This window comes from Crossiella sp. CA-258035 (assembly GCF_030064675.1).
Lineage (GTDB): Bacteria > Actinomycetota > Actinomycetes > Mycobacteriales > Pseudonocardiaceae > Crossiella.
Genome location: NZ_CP116413.1, coordinates 2573996 through 2590567 on the forward strand (window position 1 = coordinate 2573996; position 16572 = coordinate 2590567).

At 70.8% G+C, this 16572-nt stretch carries 16 protein-coding genes; 14 read left to right on the forward strand and 2 right to left on the reverse strand.

From position 1 onward, the window contains the following. Window positions 1-6: 6 nt before the first annotated feature. The gene (locus tag N8J89_RS11920; protein WP_283664396.1) at window positions 7-531 is read right to left on the reverse strand and encodes a DUF4240 domain-containing protein; all 525 of its coding nucleotides are present in this window, start codon (window positions 529-531) and stop codon (window positions 7-9) included. A 105-nt stretch (window positions 532-636) separates the two neighbouring features. Then, window positions 637-1644, reverse strand: coding sequence for a phosphotransferase (locus tag N8J89_RS11925; RefSeq protein ID WP_252485866.1), 1008 nt, complete (start codon window positions 1642-1644; stop codon window positions 637-639). An 86-nt stretch (window positions 1645-1730) separates the two neighbouring features. Here N8J89_RS11925 and argC point away from each other — a divergent pair, with 86 nt between their 5' ends. The 14 genes from argC to tyrS all read left to right on the forward strand — a co-directional run bounded on the left by argC (window position 1731) and on the right by tyrS (window position 16380). Further along, entirely contained in the window at window positions 1731-2762 is a 1032-nt protein-coding gene (gene argC, locus N8J89_RS11930; protein WP_283664397.1) for an N-acetyl-gamma-glutamyl-phosphate reductase, read from the forward strand. Next, window positions 2759-3955, forward strand: a complete 1197-nt coding sequence (gene argJ, locus N8J89_RS11935; protein ID WP_283664398.1) for a bifunctional glutamate N-acetyltransferase/amino-acid acetyltransferase ArgJ — start codon at window positions 2759-2761, stop codon at window positions 3953-3955. The genes argC and argJ overlap by 4 nt, the downstream gene beginning before the upstream one ends. Next, a complete protein-coding gene (argB, locus tag N8J89_RS11940) occupies window positions 3952-4869 on the forward strand; it encodes an acetylglutamate kinase (protein WP_283664399.1) in 918 nt (305 codons plus the stop codon). Before argJ ends, argB begins: the two co-directional genes overlap by 4 nt. Then, window positions 4866-6083, forward strand: a complete 1218-nt coding sequence (locus N8J89_RS11945; protein WP_283664400.1) for an acetylornithine transaminase — start codon at window positions 4866-4868, stop codon at window positions 6081-6083. Before argB ends, N8J89_RS11945 begins: the two co-directional genes overlap by 4 nt. Next, on the forward strand, window positions 6080-7009 hold the full coding sequence (gene argF, locus N8J89_RS11950; protein WP_283664401.1) for an ornithine carbamoyltransferase: 930 nt from the start codon (window positions 6080-6082) through the stop codon (window positions 7007-7009). Before N8J89_RS11945 ends, argF begins: the two co-directional genes overlap by 4 nt. A gap of 4 nt (window positions 7010-7013) precedes the next feature. After that, window positions 7014-7538 (forward strand): arginine repressor, encoded by a 525-nt coding sequence (locus N8J89_RS11955; RefSeq protein WP_283664402.1) that lies wholly within the window; start codon window positions 7014-7016, stop codon window positions 7536-7538. Beyond that, a complete protein-coding gene (locus N8J89_RS11960) occupies window positions 7535-8410 on the forward strand; it encodes an argininosuccinate synthase domain-containing protein (protein WP_283664403.1) in 876 nt (291 codons plus the stop codon). Before N8J89_RS11955 ends, N8J89_RS11960 begins: the two co-directional genes overlap by 4 nt. Further along, window positions 8407-9825, forward strand: coding sequence for an argininosuccinate lyase (gene argH, locus N8J89_RS11965; RefSeq protein WP_283664404.1), 1419 nt, complete (start codon window positions 8407-8409; stop codon window positions 9823-9825). The genes N8J89_RS11960 and argH overlap by 4 nt, the downstream gene beginning before the upstream one ends. 718 nt (window positions 9826-10543) lie before the next feature. Beyond that, on the forward strand, window positions 10544-11131 hold the full coding sequence (locus N8J89_RS11970; RefSeq protein WP_283664405.1) for a DNA-3-methyladenine glycosylase: 588 nt from the start codon (window positions 10544-10546) through the stop codon (window positions 11129-11131). A 324-nt stretch (window positions 11132-11455) separates the two neighbouring features. Continuing rightward, complete coding sequence (locus N8J89_RS11975) at window positions 11456-12352, forward strand: DMT family transporter (RefSeq protein WP_283664406.1); 897 nt, start codon at window positions 11456-11458, stop codon at window positions 12350-12352. Window positions 12353-12481: 129 nt separating this feature from the next. Beyond that, entirely contained in the window at window positions 12482-13456 is a 975-nt protein-coding gene (locus N8J89_RS11980) for a class I SAM-dependent methyltransferase (RefSeq protein WP_283664407.1), read from the forward strand. Further along, window positions 13453-14079 (forward strand): HAD-IA family hydrolase, encoded by a 627-nt coding sequence (locus N8J89_RS11985; protein WP_283664408.1) that lies wholly within the window; start codon window positions 13453-13455, stop codon window positions 14077-14079. The genes N8J89_RS11980 and N8J89_RS11985 overlap by 4 nt, the downstream gene beginning before the upstream one ends. Further along, the gene (locus tag N8J89_RS11990; RefSeq protein WP_283664409.1) at window positions 14076-15083 is read left to right on the forward strand and encodes a 2OG-Fe(II) oxygenase family protein; all 1008 of its coding nucleotides are present in this window, start codon (window positions 14076-14078) and stop codon (window positions 15081-15083) included. The genes N8J89_RS11985 and N8J89_RS11990 overlap by 4 nt, the downstream gene beginning before the upstream one ends. A gap of 22 nt (window positions 15084-15105) precedes the next feature. Continuing rightward, the gene (tyrS, locus tag N8J89_RS11995; RefSeq protein WP_283664410.1) at window positions 15106-16380 is read left to right on the forward strand and encodes a tyrosine--tRNA ligase; all 1275 of its coding nucleotides are present in this window, start codon (window positions 15106-15108) and stop codon (window positions 16378-16380) included. Window positions 16381-16572 lie beyond the last annotated feature (192 nt).

Below are 16572 nucleotides of genomic sequence, written 5' to 3' on the forward strand. Positions count from 1 at the left end.
GGCGGGCTAGATCGCGCTGCCCTCATAGCGTTTGGCGATGCGCGGAAAGTGGGTCCGGAGCTGTTCGAGGCCCCCGGTCACCTGGTCACCGGCCGGGTCCTCGAACAGCTCCGGCGACTCCAGCGACTCGGCCAGCCCGTTCGCCCCGCGCTCGGTCAGCAGCTCCACCGCCAGCGTGCTCAGCTCAGCCGCGGCGCACAGGTCATCCGGGTCGTCCGGGAACAGCTCGGCCAGGGTCTCCGGGTCGGCGACCGCGCGGTCGAAGGCGGCCTGGCCCTGCAGGATCAGCCAGTTGCGGGCCGCGGTGAACTCCTGATCGGACAGTCCACCGCGGACCAGGTCGAAAGCGGCCCACAGCTCCCACCGGTAGGCCCGCCGGTGCGCCGCCACCAGCTCCCGGTGGAACGCCGCCAGCTCCTCGGCGCCGCGGGCCGCGAGTCGTGCTCGCAGCTCGGTCAGCCGAGCGTCCACTGTGGCCGCCGCCGAAGCGACCACCGTCCAGAACTCCAGCACGTGCCCGCCCTTCCGCACCCGCCTCCCCAACGCACGGTACGTGCGGCAACGCGATCCGCGCACGCATCGGCAGCAAGATGCAGCAACTCGCTACAAATTTGCTCCCGAAGAAGCAAATTTGCGCTACCAGCAGAGCCTTTGCGTGCTCAGCCGGGCCAGCTGCTGGGCCGAGGCCAGCTTGTTCGGCAGCGCGGCGATCAGTCCGGGCAGGATCTCCCGGCATCGGGCCACGTCATCGGGGCCGTGCGCGCCGTCGCCCAGTGCGCGCCTGGCCACCGAGGCCACCCAGTCCACCTCCACGCCCAGGTCCCCGGCCGCGTCCACCGCGGTCAGCGGCTCGTCGAAGTCGCCGTGGTTGCGCCGGTAGCCGTCGATCACCGCCCGCGCGGTGGCCTCCACCATCCCCTGTGGCCGGTTCCACCCGGCCAGGGACAGCGCGCAGCCCGCCAGCTCCTCGCGCGGCACCCTGGCGCAGGCCACGTCCCAGTCCACCAGCACCGGTCCGTCCGCGGCGACCAGGATGTTCTTCGCGCGCAGGTCCGCGTGCCCGATCACCTCGGGCAGCCCGCGCGGCGCCTCCACCGTGACCAGCCGGTAGATCTCCTTGACCGTGGCGCTGAGCCCGGCCAGGTCCTCGGTCCACGGCGCGTGCGCCACCTTGGCCTGTTCCACCAGTAACGGCCACAGTTCTGCCTGTCCGCCGGAACCGGTGGGGAAGGCCCAGCGGGGCTGCGGCGGCATGGCCAGGCGGTGCAGCTCGGCCATGGTCTCCCCGGCCCAGCGGCCCACCTCGGGCAGCACCGGCTGGGAGGTCGGCTCGGCCACCACCCAGCGGTGCACCCGCACCGTCGCCGCAGGTCCGTCCGCTACCGGCACCTCGGTGACCACATCGCCACCTGGCGCGATGACCGGCTCCGGCATCCGCACGCCGGCCGCCCACGCGGCCCGCTCGAACCGCCACGCGGCGCGCAGCCACGGCAGCCACTCGGGCGCGTCGAGTCGGTTCATCTCCTTGACGGCATAGGACCCCAGTTCGGTGTCCAGCCGCCACATCCGGTGGCTGTGACCACCGGCAACGGGTGTCAGCGGCCCCAGTGGCCGACCGAGGTCGAACACGGCGGCGACCGCCATAGCCTCCAGCCCGCGCAAAGACAACCTCCTTCAACGTGCCCTATCTCAACTAGCATGACCTTGCGGAGCAGTGCATACTTATTCGCATGACGGTTCGGGTAGCTGTCGCTGGTGCCAGCGGCTACGCGGGCGGAGAAATCCTCCGTCTGTTGCTCGCACACCCCCAGGTCGAGATCGGTGCACTCACTGCCAGCAGTAGTGCGGGTACCCGTCTGGGGATTCATCATCCCCACCTCGTTCCCCTGGCCGATCGTGTTCTGGCCGACACCACGCTAGACCAGTTGCGGGGCCATGACGTGCTGTTTTTGGCTCTACCGCACGGGCATTCGGCGGAGGTGGCCAATGGAGTCGACGAACGGCAGACCGTGGTCATCGACTGCGGCGCGGACTTTCGTCTCACGGATCCGACCGCTTGGCGACGGTGGTACGGCACCGAGTTTGCTGGGACCTGGCCCTACGGCCTGCCCGAGCTGCCGGGCCACCGGGAGCGCCTGCGCGGCGCCACCCGCATCGCGGTTCCGGGTTGTTATCCGACGGCGGCCTCGGTCGCGCTGGCCCCGGCCTTCGCCGGCGGGCTGGCCAAGCCGGACGTCGTGGTGGTCGCCGCCTCTGGCACCTCCGGCGCGGGCAAGGCGCCCAAGGCGCACCTGCTCGGCTCCGAGGTGATGGGCTCGGCCAGCGCCTACGGCGTCGGCGGCGCGCATCGGCACACCCCGGAGATCAGCCAGAACCTCTCCGCCATCGCGGGGGAGCCGGTCGCGGTCTCCTTCACCCCGGTGCTGGTCCCGATGGCCCGCGGCATCCTGGCCACCTGCACCGCCCCGCTGGCCGAGGGCGTCACTGCCGAGCAGGTCCGCGAGACCTACGCCAAGGCCTACCACGCCGAACCCTTCATCCACCTGCTGCCCGAGGGCCAGTGGCCGGTCACCGCGGCCACCCTCGGCGCGAACGCGGTGCACCTGCAGGTCACCGTGGACGCCGACACCCAGCGGCTGGTCGCGGTGGCCGCCGTGGACAACCTGACCAAGGGCACCGCGGGCGCCGCGGTGCAGTGCATGAACCTCGCTCTGGGCCTGCCGGAAACCACCGGCCTGTCAACCGTGGGAGTAGCACCGTGACCTCTTCCGAGGATCTTGTCCCGGATATTTCAGCGGGCGTGACCACGCCCGCTGGATTCCGAGCCGCCGGGCTGCACGTCGGCGTGAAGACCAACGGCAACCCGGACCTGACCCTGGTGGTGAACGACGGACCGGCTGACGTGGCCGCCGGCGTGTTCACCACCAACCAGGTCAAGGCAGCGCCCGTGCTCTGGTCGCAGGAGGTGCTCAAGCAGCGCCGGCTGCGCGCGGTCGTGCTGAACTCCGGTGGCGCGAACGCGTGCACCGGCCCCGAAGGCTTCCAGGACAGCCACGCCACCGCGGAGAAGGTGGCCGAGGTGCTCGGCGTCGGCGCGGTCGAGGTCGGCGTCTGCTCCACCGGCCTGATCGGCGAGCGCCTGCCCATGGACAAGATCATCCCCGGGGTGGACGCGGTGCACGCCGCGCTCGGCCGGGGCGCCGAAGCGAGCCTGGCCGCCGCCACCGCGGTGATGACCACCGACTCCAAGCCCAAGCAGGCCGCGCTGACCCACCCCGACGGGTGGAGCGTCGGCGGCTTCGCCAAGGGCGCGGGCATGTGCGCGCCCGACATGGCCACCATGCTCGCGGTCATCACCACCGACGCGGTGGTCGAGGCCGACGCGCTGGACAAGGCGCTGCGCACGGCCGTGGACGTCACCTTCAACAGCCTGGACGTCGACGGCGGCACCTCCACCAACGACACCCTGCTGCTGCTGTCCTCCGGCGCCTCCGGGCACCGCCCCGACCTGGCCGGGTTCACCGCGGTGCTCACCGAGGTGGCCCGCAGCCTCACCCGCCAGCTCCAGCGCGACGCCGAGGGCGCGACCAAGTTCGTCGAGGTCACCGTGACCGGCGCGGTCGACGACGGGCAGGCCAAGCAGACCGCACGCGTGGTCGCCGAGGACAACCTGGTCAAGACCGCGCTGTTCGGCTCCGACCCGAACTGGGGCCGGATCGCGATGGCGGTCGGCCGCAGCGGGGTCACCATGGACCAGTCCGAACTGGACATCACGGTGAACGGGATCACCGTGTGCCGCAACGGGATGCGCGGGGACGACCGGTCGCTGGCCGACCTCTCCGGCACCGACATCGACGTGCGCATCAGCCTCGGCGCCGGCGCGGGCAGGGCCACCGTGTACACCACGGACCTCTCGCACGCCTACGTCGAAGAGAACTCGGCGTACTCCTCATGACCACCATCCCCACCGCCCTGGCCCAGGACCGCAGCGCGGCCGCCGCGGAGAAGGCCGAAGTGCTCGTCGAGGCGCTGCCCTGGCTGCAGCGCTTCCACGGCGCGCTGGTCGTGATCAAGTACGGCGGCAACGCCATGATCGACGAGCAGCTGAAGAAGGCGTTCGCCGAGGACATGGTGTTCTTGCGGTTGTGCGGCCTGCGCCCGGTCGTGGTGCACGGCGGCGGCCCGCAGATCTCGGCCATGCTCAACCGGCTCGGCATCGAGGGCGAGTTCCGCGGCGGCCTGCGGGTGACCAGCCCGGAGACCATGGACGTGGTGCGCATGGTGCTCACCGGCCAGGTCAGCCGCGAGCTGGTCGGGCTGATCAACGCGCACGGCCCGTACGCGGTCGGCATCTCCGGCGAGGACGCCCAGCTGTTCACCGCCGAGCGCCGGGGCACCGTCATCGACGGCGAGCACGTGGACCTCGGCCTGGTCGGCGACGTGGTCTCGGTCAACCCGGACGCGGTGCTCGACATCGTGGCCGCGGGCCGGATCCCGGTGGTCTCCACGGTCGCCCCGGACACCGACGGCGTGACGCACAACGTCAACGCCGACACCGCGGCCGCCGCGCTCGCGGTCGCGCTGGAGGCGGCCAAGCTGGTCGTGCTCACCGACGTGGAGGGCCTCTACGCCCGCTGGCCGGACCGCTCCTCGCTGATCGCGCAGATCGGCGCGGACCAGCTGGAGGGCATGCTGCCGCAGCTGGCCAGCGGCATGGTGCCCAAGATGGAGGCCTGCCTGCGCGCGGTGCGCGGCGGTGTCCCGGCGGCACACGTGATCGACGGCCGACTGGCCCATTCCGTGCTGCTGGAGGTCTTCACCTCCTCCGGCATCGGCACCATGGTGATCCCGGGGGAAGCACAGCCATGACCGACAACCTCACCAGCCACCTCGCCTCCAATGTGGACGGTCAGCGCCGGTGGCAGGCCAGCTTCATGGACAACTACGGCACCCCGGCGCTGGCCCTGGTCCGCGGCGAGGGCACGCACGTCTGGGACGCCGACGGCAACCGCTACCTCGACCTGCTCAGCGGGATCGCGGTCAACGCGCTCGGCCACGCCCACCCGGCCATCGTGGAGGCGGTCAGCACCCAGGTCGCCACCCTGGGCCACGTGTCCAACTTCTACCTGGCCGAGCCCACCCTGGAGCTGGCCGAGCTGCTGCTCAACCTGACCGGCATCGCCGAGCAGGGCCGGGTGCTGTTCTGCAACTCCGGCGCCGAGGCCAACGAGGCCGCGTTCAAGATCAGCCGGTTGACCGGGCGCACCAAGGTGGTCGCCACCGAGGGCGGCTTCCACGGCCGCACCATGGGCGCGCTCGCGCTCACCGGCCAGCCGGCCAAGCGGGAGCCGTTCGCGCCCATGCCGCCCGGCGTGGTGCACGTGCCCTACGGCGACACCGCCGCGCTGGAGTCCATTGTGGACGATCAGACCGCCGCGGTGTTCCTGGAGCCGATCCAGGGCGAGCAGGGCGTGCGGGTGCCGCCGGAGGGCTACCTGCAGGCCGCGCGGGAGATCACCAGCAGGCACGGCGCGCTGCTGGTGCTGGACGAGGTGCAGACCGGCCTCGGCCGCACCGGCAGCTGGTTCGCCTTCCAGCAGGCCGGCATCACCCCGGACGTGGTCACCCTGGCCAAGGGCCTCGGCGGCGGCCTGCCGCTGGGCGCCTGCCTGGCCTTCGGCGAGGCGGCCGACCTGCTCAAGCCCGGCCTGCACGGCACCACCTTCGGCGGCAACCCGGTCTGCTGCGCGGCCGGCCTGGCCGTGCTGCGCACCATCGCCGCCGAGGGCCTGGTGGAGCACGCGGGCGCGCTCGGCAAGGAGCTGGCCACCGGCATCGAGGACCTGCACCACCCGCTGGTCCGCGGCGTCCGCGGCGCGGGCCTGCTCCAGGCGATCCTGCTCAACCAGCCGGTCTCGGCCGCGGTGGCCACCGCCGCCCGCGACGCCGGGTTCCTGGTCAACAACGTGCAGCCGGACGCGATCCGGCTGGCCCCGCCGCTGGTGCTCACCGAGGCCGACGCGCACGAGTTCGTCACCGCCCTGCCCGCCCTGCTGGACGCCGCTGTGGAGGAGACCAGATGACCCTGCGCCACTTCCTGCGTGATGACGACCTGACCCCCGACGAGCAGGAGCACCTGCTCGACCTGGCCGACGCGCTCAAGGCCGACCCGTTGGCCAACAGGGCGATGGCCGGCCCGAAGACCGCCGCGGTGATCTTCGAGAAGAACTCCACCCGCACCAGGCTCTCCTTCGAGGTGGGCATCGCCCAGCTCGGCGGGCACGCGGTGGTGGTGGACGGCCGCACCATGCAGCTGGGCCGCGAGGAGACCATCGAGGACACCTCCCGGGTGCTCTCCCGCTACGTGGACGTGGTGGTGTGGCGGACCTTCGCGCACGCCCGGATCGAGGCGATGGCCTCCTCGGCGAGCGTGCCGGTGATCAACGCGCTCACCGACGAGTTCCACCCCTGCCAGGTGCTGGCCGACCTGCAGACCATCCGGGAGCGCTTCGGCAGGCTGGCCGGGCTGACCCTGACCTACCTCGGCGACGGCGCGAACAACATGGCGCACTCGCTGCTGGTCGGCGGCGCCACCGCGGGCATGCACGTGCGGATCGCCTCGCCGAACCGGTTCCACCCGCTGCCCTGGATCCTGGACTCGGCCAAGCAGCGGGCCGCCGAGACCGGCGGTTCGGTGGCGCTGGTCTCCGAGGTGGACGCGGCCGTGGACGGCGCGGAGGTGCTGGTCACCGACACCTGGACCTCGATGGGCCAGGAGAACGACGGCAAGGACCGGGTCGGCCCGTTCCGGCCCTACCAGGTCAACGACGCCCTGCTGGCGCGCACCGGGGTGGACAGCATCGTGCTGCACTGCCTGCCGGCGCACCGCGGCTGGGAGGTCACCGACGAGGTCATCGACGGACCGGCCAGCGCGGTGTGGGACGAGGCGGAGAACCGCCTGCACGCGCAGAAGGCGCTGCTGGTCTGGTTGCTGGAGCAGACGGGCTGAACACATGACGCAGAGCACCGCGGCCACCAGGGTCGCCCGACAGGCCAGGATCGCCGAGCTCGTGCGCGAGCGCGCCATCCGCAGTCAGACCGAGCTGGTCAAGCTGCTCGCGGTCGAGGGCATCGAGGCCACCCAGGCCACGCTGTCCAGGGACCTGGACGAGCTGGGCGCGGTCAAGCTGCGCGGCGCGGACGGCGGTGCGCCGGTGTACGTCATCCCCGAGGACGGCAGCCCGGTGCGCGGCGTCGAGGGCGGCACCTCCCGGCTGGTCAAGGTGCTTGGCGAACTGCTGGTCTCCACCGACGCCTCCGGCAACCTCGCCGTGCTGCGCACCCCGCCCGGCGCCGCCCAGTTCCTGGCCAGCGCGATCGACCGGGCCGCGCTCAACGACGTGGTCGGCACCATCGCCGGTGACGACACCCTGCTGATAGTGGCCAGGGAACCGCTCACCGGCGCCCAGTTGGCCGCCCGCTTCACCGAGATGGCAGGCGGCACCGCGCACGCCCACTACCAGGGGGAAGCCCCATGACCGGGCGGGTGGTGCTGGCCTGCGCGCCAGCACTGGACCTCCCGGCGGCCATCGACGGGCTCACCGGGTCCGAGGTGGTCGCGGTCGCCGTCGACCTCGGCCAGGGCGGCGTGCACCTGGCCGCCACCAGGGAGCAGGCGCTGGCCGCGGGCGCGGTGGCCGCGGTGGCCACCGACGCGCGCGAGGAGCTGGCCCAGCACTACTGCCTGCCCGCGCTGCTGGCCAACGCGCTCACCCCGGTCCTGTCCCGCCCGCTGCTGGCCAGGCACCTGGTGACCGCGGCCCGGCAGCACGGCGCCACCACCATCGCGCACCACCGCGCGGACCCGGCCTTCGCCACCGAGATCACCGCGCTCGCCCCGGACCTCGACGTCATCACCTGGCCCGAGCACCCCACACCCCAGGCCGAGCAGAGCATCTGGCGCCGCCGCCCGGCCCGCATCCCCAGCCAGACCGGGCCGAGGGACCCCGACGAACTGACCCTCACCTTCGACCAGGGTGTGCCGGTGGCCATCGACGGCGAGACCGTCACGGTGCTGCAGGCCATCCAGGAGCTCAACCGCCGGGCGGGCGCGCACGGCGTCGGCCGGATCCACCAGGCCCCCGGCGCGACCACTCTGATCACCGCGCACCAGGCGCTGGAGCACGCGGTGCTGGAGCCCGACCTGGCCGAGTTCAAGCGGGAGGTGGAGCGGCGCTGGACCGAGCTGGTGCAGGACGGCCGCTGGTTCTCCCCGCTCAAGGACGCCCTGGACGATTTTGTGCTGGGCACCCAGGAACAGGTCAGCGGCGAGGTCCGGCTGGTGCTGCATGGCGGCCGCGCGGTGATCGACCAAGCCCAGTTGTGGGACTTCGAGAAGCAGGGAGTATGAGCGAGATGAAGGAAGCCACCCCGTTGTGGGGTGGCCGGTTCGCCTCCGGACCGGCCGAGGCGATGGCCGCGCTGAGTGTCTCCACGCACTTCGACTGGCAGCTGGCCCGCTACGACATCGCCGGCTCCAGGGCACACGCCAGGGTGCTGCACCGCGCGGGCCTGCTCAGCAACACCGAGCTACCCGCGATGCTGGCCGCCCTGGACACCCTGGAGGCCGACGTGGTCTCCGGCGCGTTCACCCCGGCCCCCTCCGACGAGGACGTGCACACCGCACTGGAACGCGGCCTGCTGGACCGCGCGGGCACCGACCTGGGCGGCAAGCTCCGCGCCGGCCGCTCCCGCAACGACCAGATCGCCACCCTGTTCCGCATGTGGCTGCGCGACGCCGCCCGCCGGGTAGCCGCGGGCACCCTGGACGTAGTCGAGGCCCTGGCCAACCAGGCTGCCCAGCACCCCACCGCCGTCATGCCCGGCCGCACCCACCTCCAGCACGCCCAACCGGTCCTGCTGGCCCACCACCTGCTGGCCCACGCCCAGTCCCTGCTCCGCGACATCTCCCGCCTCCGCGACTGGGACAAGCGCACCGCGATCTCCCCCTACGGCTCCGGCGCCCTGGCAGGCTCCTCCCTGGGCCTCGACCCAGCGGCCGTGGCGGCAGACCTCGGCTTCGACGCCCCGGTGGAGAACTCCATCGACGGCGTAGCCAGCCGAGACTTCGCCGCCGAGTTCGCCTTCGTCGTGGCCATGCTGGGCGTCAACCTCTCCCGCATCGCCGAAGAGGTCATCATCTGGACCACCGCCGAGTTCGGCTACGCCAAGCTCAACGACGCCTGGGCCACCGGCAGCTCGATCATGCCGCAGAAGAAGAACCCCGACGTCGCCGAACTCATGCGTGGCAAGTCCGGCCGCCTGATCGGCAACCTCTCCGGCCTCCTGGCCACCCTCAAGGCGCAACCCCTCGCCTACAACCGAGACCTGCAAGAGGACAAGGAACCCCTCTTCGACTCGGTGACCCAGCTGGAGCTCCTGCTCCCAGCCATGACCGGCATGATGGCCACCCTCACCTTCGACACCGCCCGCCTGGCCGCCCTGGCCCCAGCGGGCTTCACCCTGGCCACCGACATCGCCGAATGGCTGGTCCGCCAGGGAGTCCCCTTCCGCGTGGCCCACGAAGCAGCAGGCGCCTGCGTCCAAGCCGCCGAAACGCGGAACGTGGGCCTGGAAGACCTCACTGACGAGGAACTGGCCACCATCAACCCGGCCCTAACCCCCCAGGTCCGCGAAGTCCTCACCGTCGAAGGCTCCATCGCCTCCCGCGACGCCCACGGCGGCACCGCCCCCGTACGAGTAGCGGAACAACACCAACGCCTGTTGGGCGCCCTGACCGAGGCACGAGACTGGGCAAAGCTCTAGACCGCAACAAAGCGGAACCGCCACCAAAGCGGCCGCGAAACGAGAACGCGGGCGACAACAAGTCGCCCGCGTTTTCGCTGCCATAAGCGAGCGGTTGATTTTGTGATTTTGTTTGGGGGGAGGCCATCCCTTAAGCTACCCCAGCGATTGGGCAGGCCACACCGCCTGCCCCTTCAGCCCAATCCGGGATGGCCTAGGGGCCCCAAACCAAATCACAAAATCAACCGAACGCGCGGCCGCCCCAGTTGCCCCACCGCCAAGCAAGAACCAAAACCCCAACCAACCCAACCTCAGGCCCATTAACCAAACCAAGCATCCCCAACACCAAACACCCCCCAAACACCAGCGGATAACTCCACCACGACACCCCCCGCCCTCGCGCCCGACACCACCCCACAACCACCCCGGCCACTCCAGCCCCGATCAACCCCACCCACACCACCAACGGCATCGAGGTCACCGAAACAGCCCCAACAAGCCCCAGGTTCAACACCGCAAATACCCCGCCATGCGCCACCACCGAAGCAGCCGTCACCCGCTCCACCAGCGCATACACCGCAACCACATACGCCACCGGAGCAGCAACCAGCCAGTACCCGTAGTCAGGCACCAGTCCCGCGGAATCCATCCTGGTGGTCTCGACAAACCACAAATGACAAACCCCCCGGTCGTCCCCGCCCCGACCCTAGCGCCAACCCAGCACTTACCATCACCCCCGATGACCACCCTCGACCTCTCCGCCGACCCGATCCTCACCGCCCGCCGCCTGCTCGGCTGCCACCTCACCGCCAACGGCATCACCGCCCGCATCACCGAGGTCGAGGCATATTGGGGCGCAAAGGATCCGGCCTCGCATAGCTACCGCGGCAAGACCCCGCGCAACGAGGTCATGTTCGGCCCGCCCGGCCACCTCTACGTCTACTTCGTCTACGGCTTGCACTTCTGCGCCAACGTCGTCTGCCTCACCGACGGTGACCCAGGAGCCGTCCTGCTCCGCGCCGCCGAGATCACCGACGGCCTGGACCTGGCCCGCGCGAACCGCCCTGCCGCCAAGACCGAAGCCGACCTCGCCCGCGGCCCGGCCAACCTGTGCACCGCGCTCGGCATCACCCGCGAGCACAACGGCGCCGACCTGCTCTCCGCGACCTCCCCGGTGCGCCTGACCCCGGCCACCGAGGTTCCCGAGTCCCAGGTCGAAGCGGGCCCCAGAGTCGGCATCGCGGTGGCCATGGACCTCCCCTGGCGGTTCTGGCTCGCCGGAAACCGGACAGTCAGCGCGTATCGCCGCGGCGGCAAGAAAAGATAACCAAACCCTTTCTTCTACCCGCCGGAACGCGCTCCAAACCAAACATGGGATGTCAATTCAAGGCGCAAGATTCATTTGTCATGCAACGAATACCCACAACCAGCCCACCCGCCCGCGCAGCCAGCGCAACACCACACACGCAGCGTCACGAAATCGGTCGTCAGTCCCCAAGAATCCACCAAAGCGGCTAGCTGACCTGGTCCAACGCGACCGCCCGACCAACTACTCTCAGTCGAGTACCACGCCCCCGTCAGCTTGCCCAGATTTCGATTGCTCGCTACCGTGATATCGGCGGCGAAAGCAAGTCACCTGGGGGGAATTCTTGTGCGCTTCACCGGTGCCAACACCCTGATCAGCATTGGCTTCGTGCTGATGTGGAGTTCCGGATTCATCGGGGCCAAGCTCGGTACCCAGGAATCCGGCACCTACACCTTGCTGATGTGGCGGTTCATCCTCGCCGCCGCGATTCTCCTCGCCATCCAGCTGGCCCGGCGCGCACTCCGCCTGACCCCGCGCGAGCTCGCCGTCCAGGCACTGGTCGGCCTGCTCGGCCAGGGTGTCTACCTGATCGGCACGGTCAAGGCCGTCGAGCTGGGCGTGGCCGCGGGCACCGTCGCGCTGATCGCGGCCCTGCAACCCATCGCCTCCGCGGCCCTGGCCGGACCGGTGCTGGGCGAACGGGTGCTGGCCAGCCAGTGGGTCGGCCTCGCGGTCGGCCTGGCCGGCGTGGCCTTGGTCGTGGGCGCCGACCTCGGCCTCAACGAGAACACTCCCTGGTGGGCCTATGGCCTGCCGTTCCTCGGCATGGCCGGACTGGTCGCCGCCACCCTGGTCGAGCGCAGGGCAGGCGCGGAAACCAGCCTGGTCAACGCGCTCACCGTGCAGTGCCTGGTCAGCGCCGCCCTGTTCACCCTGCTCAGCCTGAGCACTGGCGTCGCGGCCCCGCCGGCCGCCGACGGGTTCTGGCTGGCCGTCGGCTGGTTCATCGTCTTCTCCACCTTCGGCGGCTACGGCTTCTACTGGCTCGGCCTGCGCCGCACCAGCGTGGCCCGGATGACCAGCCTGATCTACCTCACCCCGCCGACGACCATGCTCTGGGCATTCCTGATGTTCGACGAAACCGTCACCGCGCTCGCCATCACCGGCGTGCTCATCTGCATCGTCTCCGTCTGGCTCACCCACTGGTCGCAATCCAGCGAGCGGGCCGTTACGCGCAACTGAAAATCGAACCTATTTCCGGCGACAAGGACAACCATGTCTGAAGCTCAGCGGAAACAGTCGACCCTGCCCAAAAACCCGTCTTACGCGGCGGCCAAAGCCCATTACCTCTCCCCGTCCCGCCGAGACCCGGTGAAACGAGAATGGGAGGAACGCTTCTCGAAGTCCCTTTTCCGGTCCGCCGCCGAAGCGGCCATCACCGGCAACCGGCTCAGCGTCGTCGACGTCGGCAGCGGCACCGGCGACGCGCTCCACCTGCTGGAGGGCGCGCTCAAGCACCACCGCCGCCCGCCGCTCATCGACTACCTCGGCCTTGATCTGGACCCGGACATGGTCGAGGTCGCCAGGGACCTGCACCGCGACCGCCCCCGCGTCGAGTTCGCCATGGCCGACATCCGCGACGGCGTCCCCGACCGGCCGACCGAGCTGTACCTCGCCAGCGGCGTGCCCTACTCGCACCTCACCCGCGAGGAGCTGACCGCGGTGCTGGCCGACATCACCGCCACGGTGCGCCGCCACCGGACCCGCTCGGTCGTGGTGCTGGACGTGCTCGGCCGGTACTCCATGGAATGGGAGCCCTACTGGGACTTCGACCGCTGGACCTACGCGATGACCTTCTTCCAGGGCGGCGAACCGGCCCCGGAAGCCAAGATGTCCTTCTACGGCCAGTCCGACCTGGCCACCGTCATCGCGGACGGCACCCGGCACGGCGGCCTGCTACCGGTGCGGGTGGAGTACTTCGACCGCTCCATCGGCGTCGGCAGGCACACCGTCACCGGCGCGTTCAACCCGGCGCTGCCGCCCTACCGCGAGCTGGTCAACCGCCTCTTCGCCGGTGACGTCACCGTCTCCCTGCCGGACCTGCGCATCGAGGACCCGTGCGGGGAGGCGCCGCCGGAGGTGCTCAACTTCTTCACCGGCTTTGCCACCCGCTGGAACGAGCGGCTCTGGCACTGCGCCGAGGTCGAGTCCACCAGGTGGGCCAGCGCGGCCAGCCGCACCCGGCTGGCCAGGCAGCTGCGCGACGTGGAGTTCAGCGCGCAGCGCGGACTCGGCGCCGGGCACTCGCTGATCTGCCTGCTGCACCTCGACGGCAGCACCCGATGACCGGTCCCGCCGCGGTGCTGCTCGACCTGGACGGCGTGCTGGTGGACTCCATGCCCGCCATCCGCCAGGCACTGACCGAGTGGTCGGTGGCCCGGGGGTTCCCGCCGGAGCTGGCCAACCGGCTCGCGCACGGCAGGCGCACCGTGGACCTGGTCCGCCTGCTCACCCCCGAGCTGGACGAGGCCGCCGAGGTCGCCGCGATCACCGCGCTGGAAGCGGCCGGGTGCCGCGCCGTCCGGCCGATCCGCGGCGCGGCCGGGTTCCTGGCCGGCCTCGGCCAGACCCCGTGGGCGGTGGTCACCTCCGGCCTGCGCCAGGTGTCCCTGGCCAAGCTCACCGCGGCGGGCCTGCCCATCCCGGAGGTCCTCGTCTGCGCCGAGGACGTGCTGCTGAGCAAGCCGGACCCGGAGTGCTACCTGCGCGCCGCCCGCGAACTGGGCGCCGAACCGGGGGAGTGCCTGGTCGTCGAGGACGCCCTCGCCGGGTTCGAGGCCGCCCGCGCGGCCGGCATGGACTGCGTCGGCCTCGGCCCAGCCGCCGTCGACTACCCCGGCGAGCTGCGCGCCCGGATCGCTGACCTGACCGAACTGCAACCGATCACAACCGGAGAGGAAAGGACATGACCACGACCACGACCGCGGAACCAACGGTGGACGCCCTGCGCACCGGGTTCAGCCGGGTCCGCCGCTCACTGCGCCGCGCCGAGTGGAACCACGCGCCACTGGAGCGCGAACCGGCCTGGCAACCCGGATTCGTCGACACCACAACGGAAACCGGCGTCACCCGGCTCAGCCTCACCGACTTCGGCTACGGCCGGGCGCACCTGGACCGCCTCGGCGACTTCCAGGACAGACCCGCCTACTCCGCCCCGCACCGGCTGCTCACCAGGGAGGGCGCCGCGGCCTTCCGCGCGGTCTGCGAGGCGCTGGCCGACCGCGCCCCGGACGACGACTACATCGTCAGCCACCGGGTGCGCAACGCGGTCTCCATGTCCCGGTTCATCCGCGACATGACCCACGACGAGACGTTCCTGGCCAAGGCCTCCGCCATCGCCGGGGTCCCGCTGGTGCCGCACCCGCTGACCAACGCGGGGGTGTGCCTGAACTACTTCGACGACCGCGGGATCGAGGTCGGCGGCAAGGCCAGACCCCAGGTCGCCAAGTGGCACTACGACGGCATGACCTACGTCTTCGTGATCCAGCTGGCCGACTCCACCGAGTTCACCGGCGGCGACCTGCTGATCTACCAGGGCACCAGGGCCTCCTTCGCGGCCGAGCGCGCCGAGGTCATCGCCAAGGCGGCCGAGCACCCGAAGGTCTTCCGCGCGCCGTTCGAGCAGCTCGGGGACACCGTGTACAGCCGGGGCAGCGACATCTGGCACGCGGTCACCCCGGTCACCGCCGGGAAGCGGATCAGCGCCGTGCTGTCCTTCTTCTGCCCGGTGCTGCCCACCGACAGCAACGAGTTCTGGCACGTCGCGGCCGAGGACGGCCTGCTGCCCTCGGTGGGCGGCTTCGCCAGGCTGCTGCGCGCCCAGCAGGACGCGCTGGGCTACTGCCGCCGGGAGGGGGTGAACCTGGTGCCGCTGGCCGCGGCCGCGCAGACAGGCCAGCGCGAACCGATTTGACCTGGTGGGGGAAGATGCAGGGGTGAGTGAGCACATCCTCGACGAGCTGTCCTGGCGCGGCCTGATCGCGCAGACCACCGATATCGACGCACTGCGGCGCGACCTGGACGCCGGCCCGCTCACCCTCTATTGCGGCTTCGACCCCACCGCGCCGAGCCTGCACGCGGGCAACCTGATCCCGCTGCTCGGCCTGCGCCGATTCCAGCGGGCCGGGCACCGGCCCATCGTGCTGGCCGGCGGAGCCACGGGCATGATCGGCGATCCCCGGGACAACGGCGAGCGGTCCCTCAACACCGAGGCGACCGTGGCCGAGTGGACCGAGCGGATCAGAGGGCAGCTGGAGCGCTTCGTCGACTTCGACGACTCGCCGACCGGCGCGCTGGTGGAGAACAACCTGAGCTGGACGGAGGGCATGTCGGCGATCTCGTTCCTGCGGGACGTCGGCAAGCACTTCTCGGTGAACGTCATGCTCGGCCGGGAGACGGTGAAGCGCCGCCTGGAGAGCGACGGCATGTCCTACACCGAGTTCAGCTACCTGCTGCTCCAGTCGCACGACTACCTGCAGCTGCACCGCAAGCACGGCTGCTCGCTGCAGATCGGCGGCGCCGACCAGTGGGGCAACATCGTCGGCGGCGTCGGCCTGGTCCGGTCGGTCGACCGGGCCGCGGTGCACGCGCTGACGCTGCCGCTGGTCACCGACTCCGAGGGACGCAAGTTCGGCAAGTCCACCGGTGGCGGGAACGTGTGGCTGGACCCGCAGCTGACCTCGCCGTACGCCTGGTACCAGTACTTCGTGAACGTGGCCGACGCCGACGCGGTCCGCTACCTGCGCATGTTCACCTTCCTCGGCAAGGAGGAGGTGGCGGAGATCGAGCAGGTCACCGCGGACACCCCGCACCTGCGCACCGCGCAGAAGCGGCTGGCCGAGGAGTTCACCACCCTGGTGCACGGCGCTGACCAGACCCGGATGGTGGTCGCGGCCAGCCAGGCCCTGTTCGGCCGGGGTGAGCTGCGCGAGCTGGACGAGCAGACGCTGACCGCGGCGTTGAGCTCGGCCGGCACCGGCCAGGTGAAGCTGGCCGACGCGCCGACCATCGTTGACCTGCTGGTCGCGGCCGGCCTGTCCAAGAGCAGGGGAGAGGCCCGCCGCACGGTCAACGAGGGTGGGGCCTACGTCAACAACGAGAAGGTCACCGACGAGGCGTGGCAGCCGTCCGCGGACACCCTTCTGCACGGACGGTGGCTTGTGCTCCGACGTGGCCGCCGTCACACTGCGGGAGTGGACGTCCTGCATTAGCGTGGGACGCGAGGGCTGCGAGGCCGTGACCAGCGGTTTCGCAGCCTTGGCCCGCGTGTGCACGGGCCTGACCAGGCGATTTGACTTCGCATTCGCCCGGGCGTAACTTTCTCTCTGCCAGCGCGGAACGGCCCCGGGAAAGATGCGGGGACGGGCGCGGCGAGAAAAGCTTCCAGGACAAAACAAGCCCCG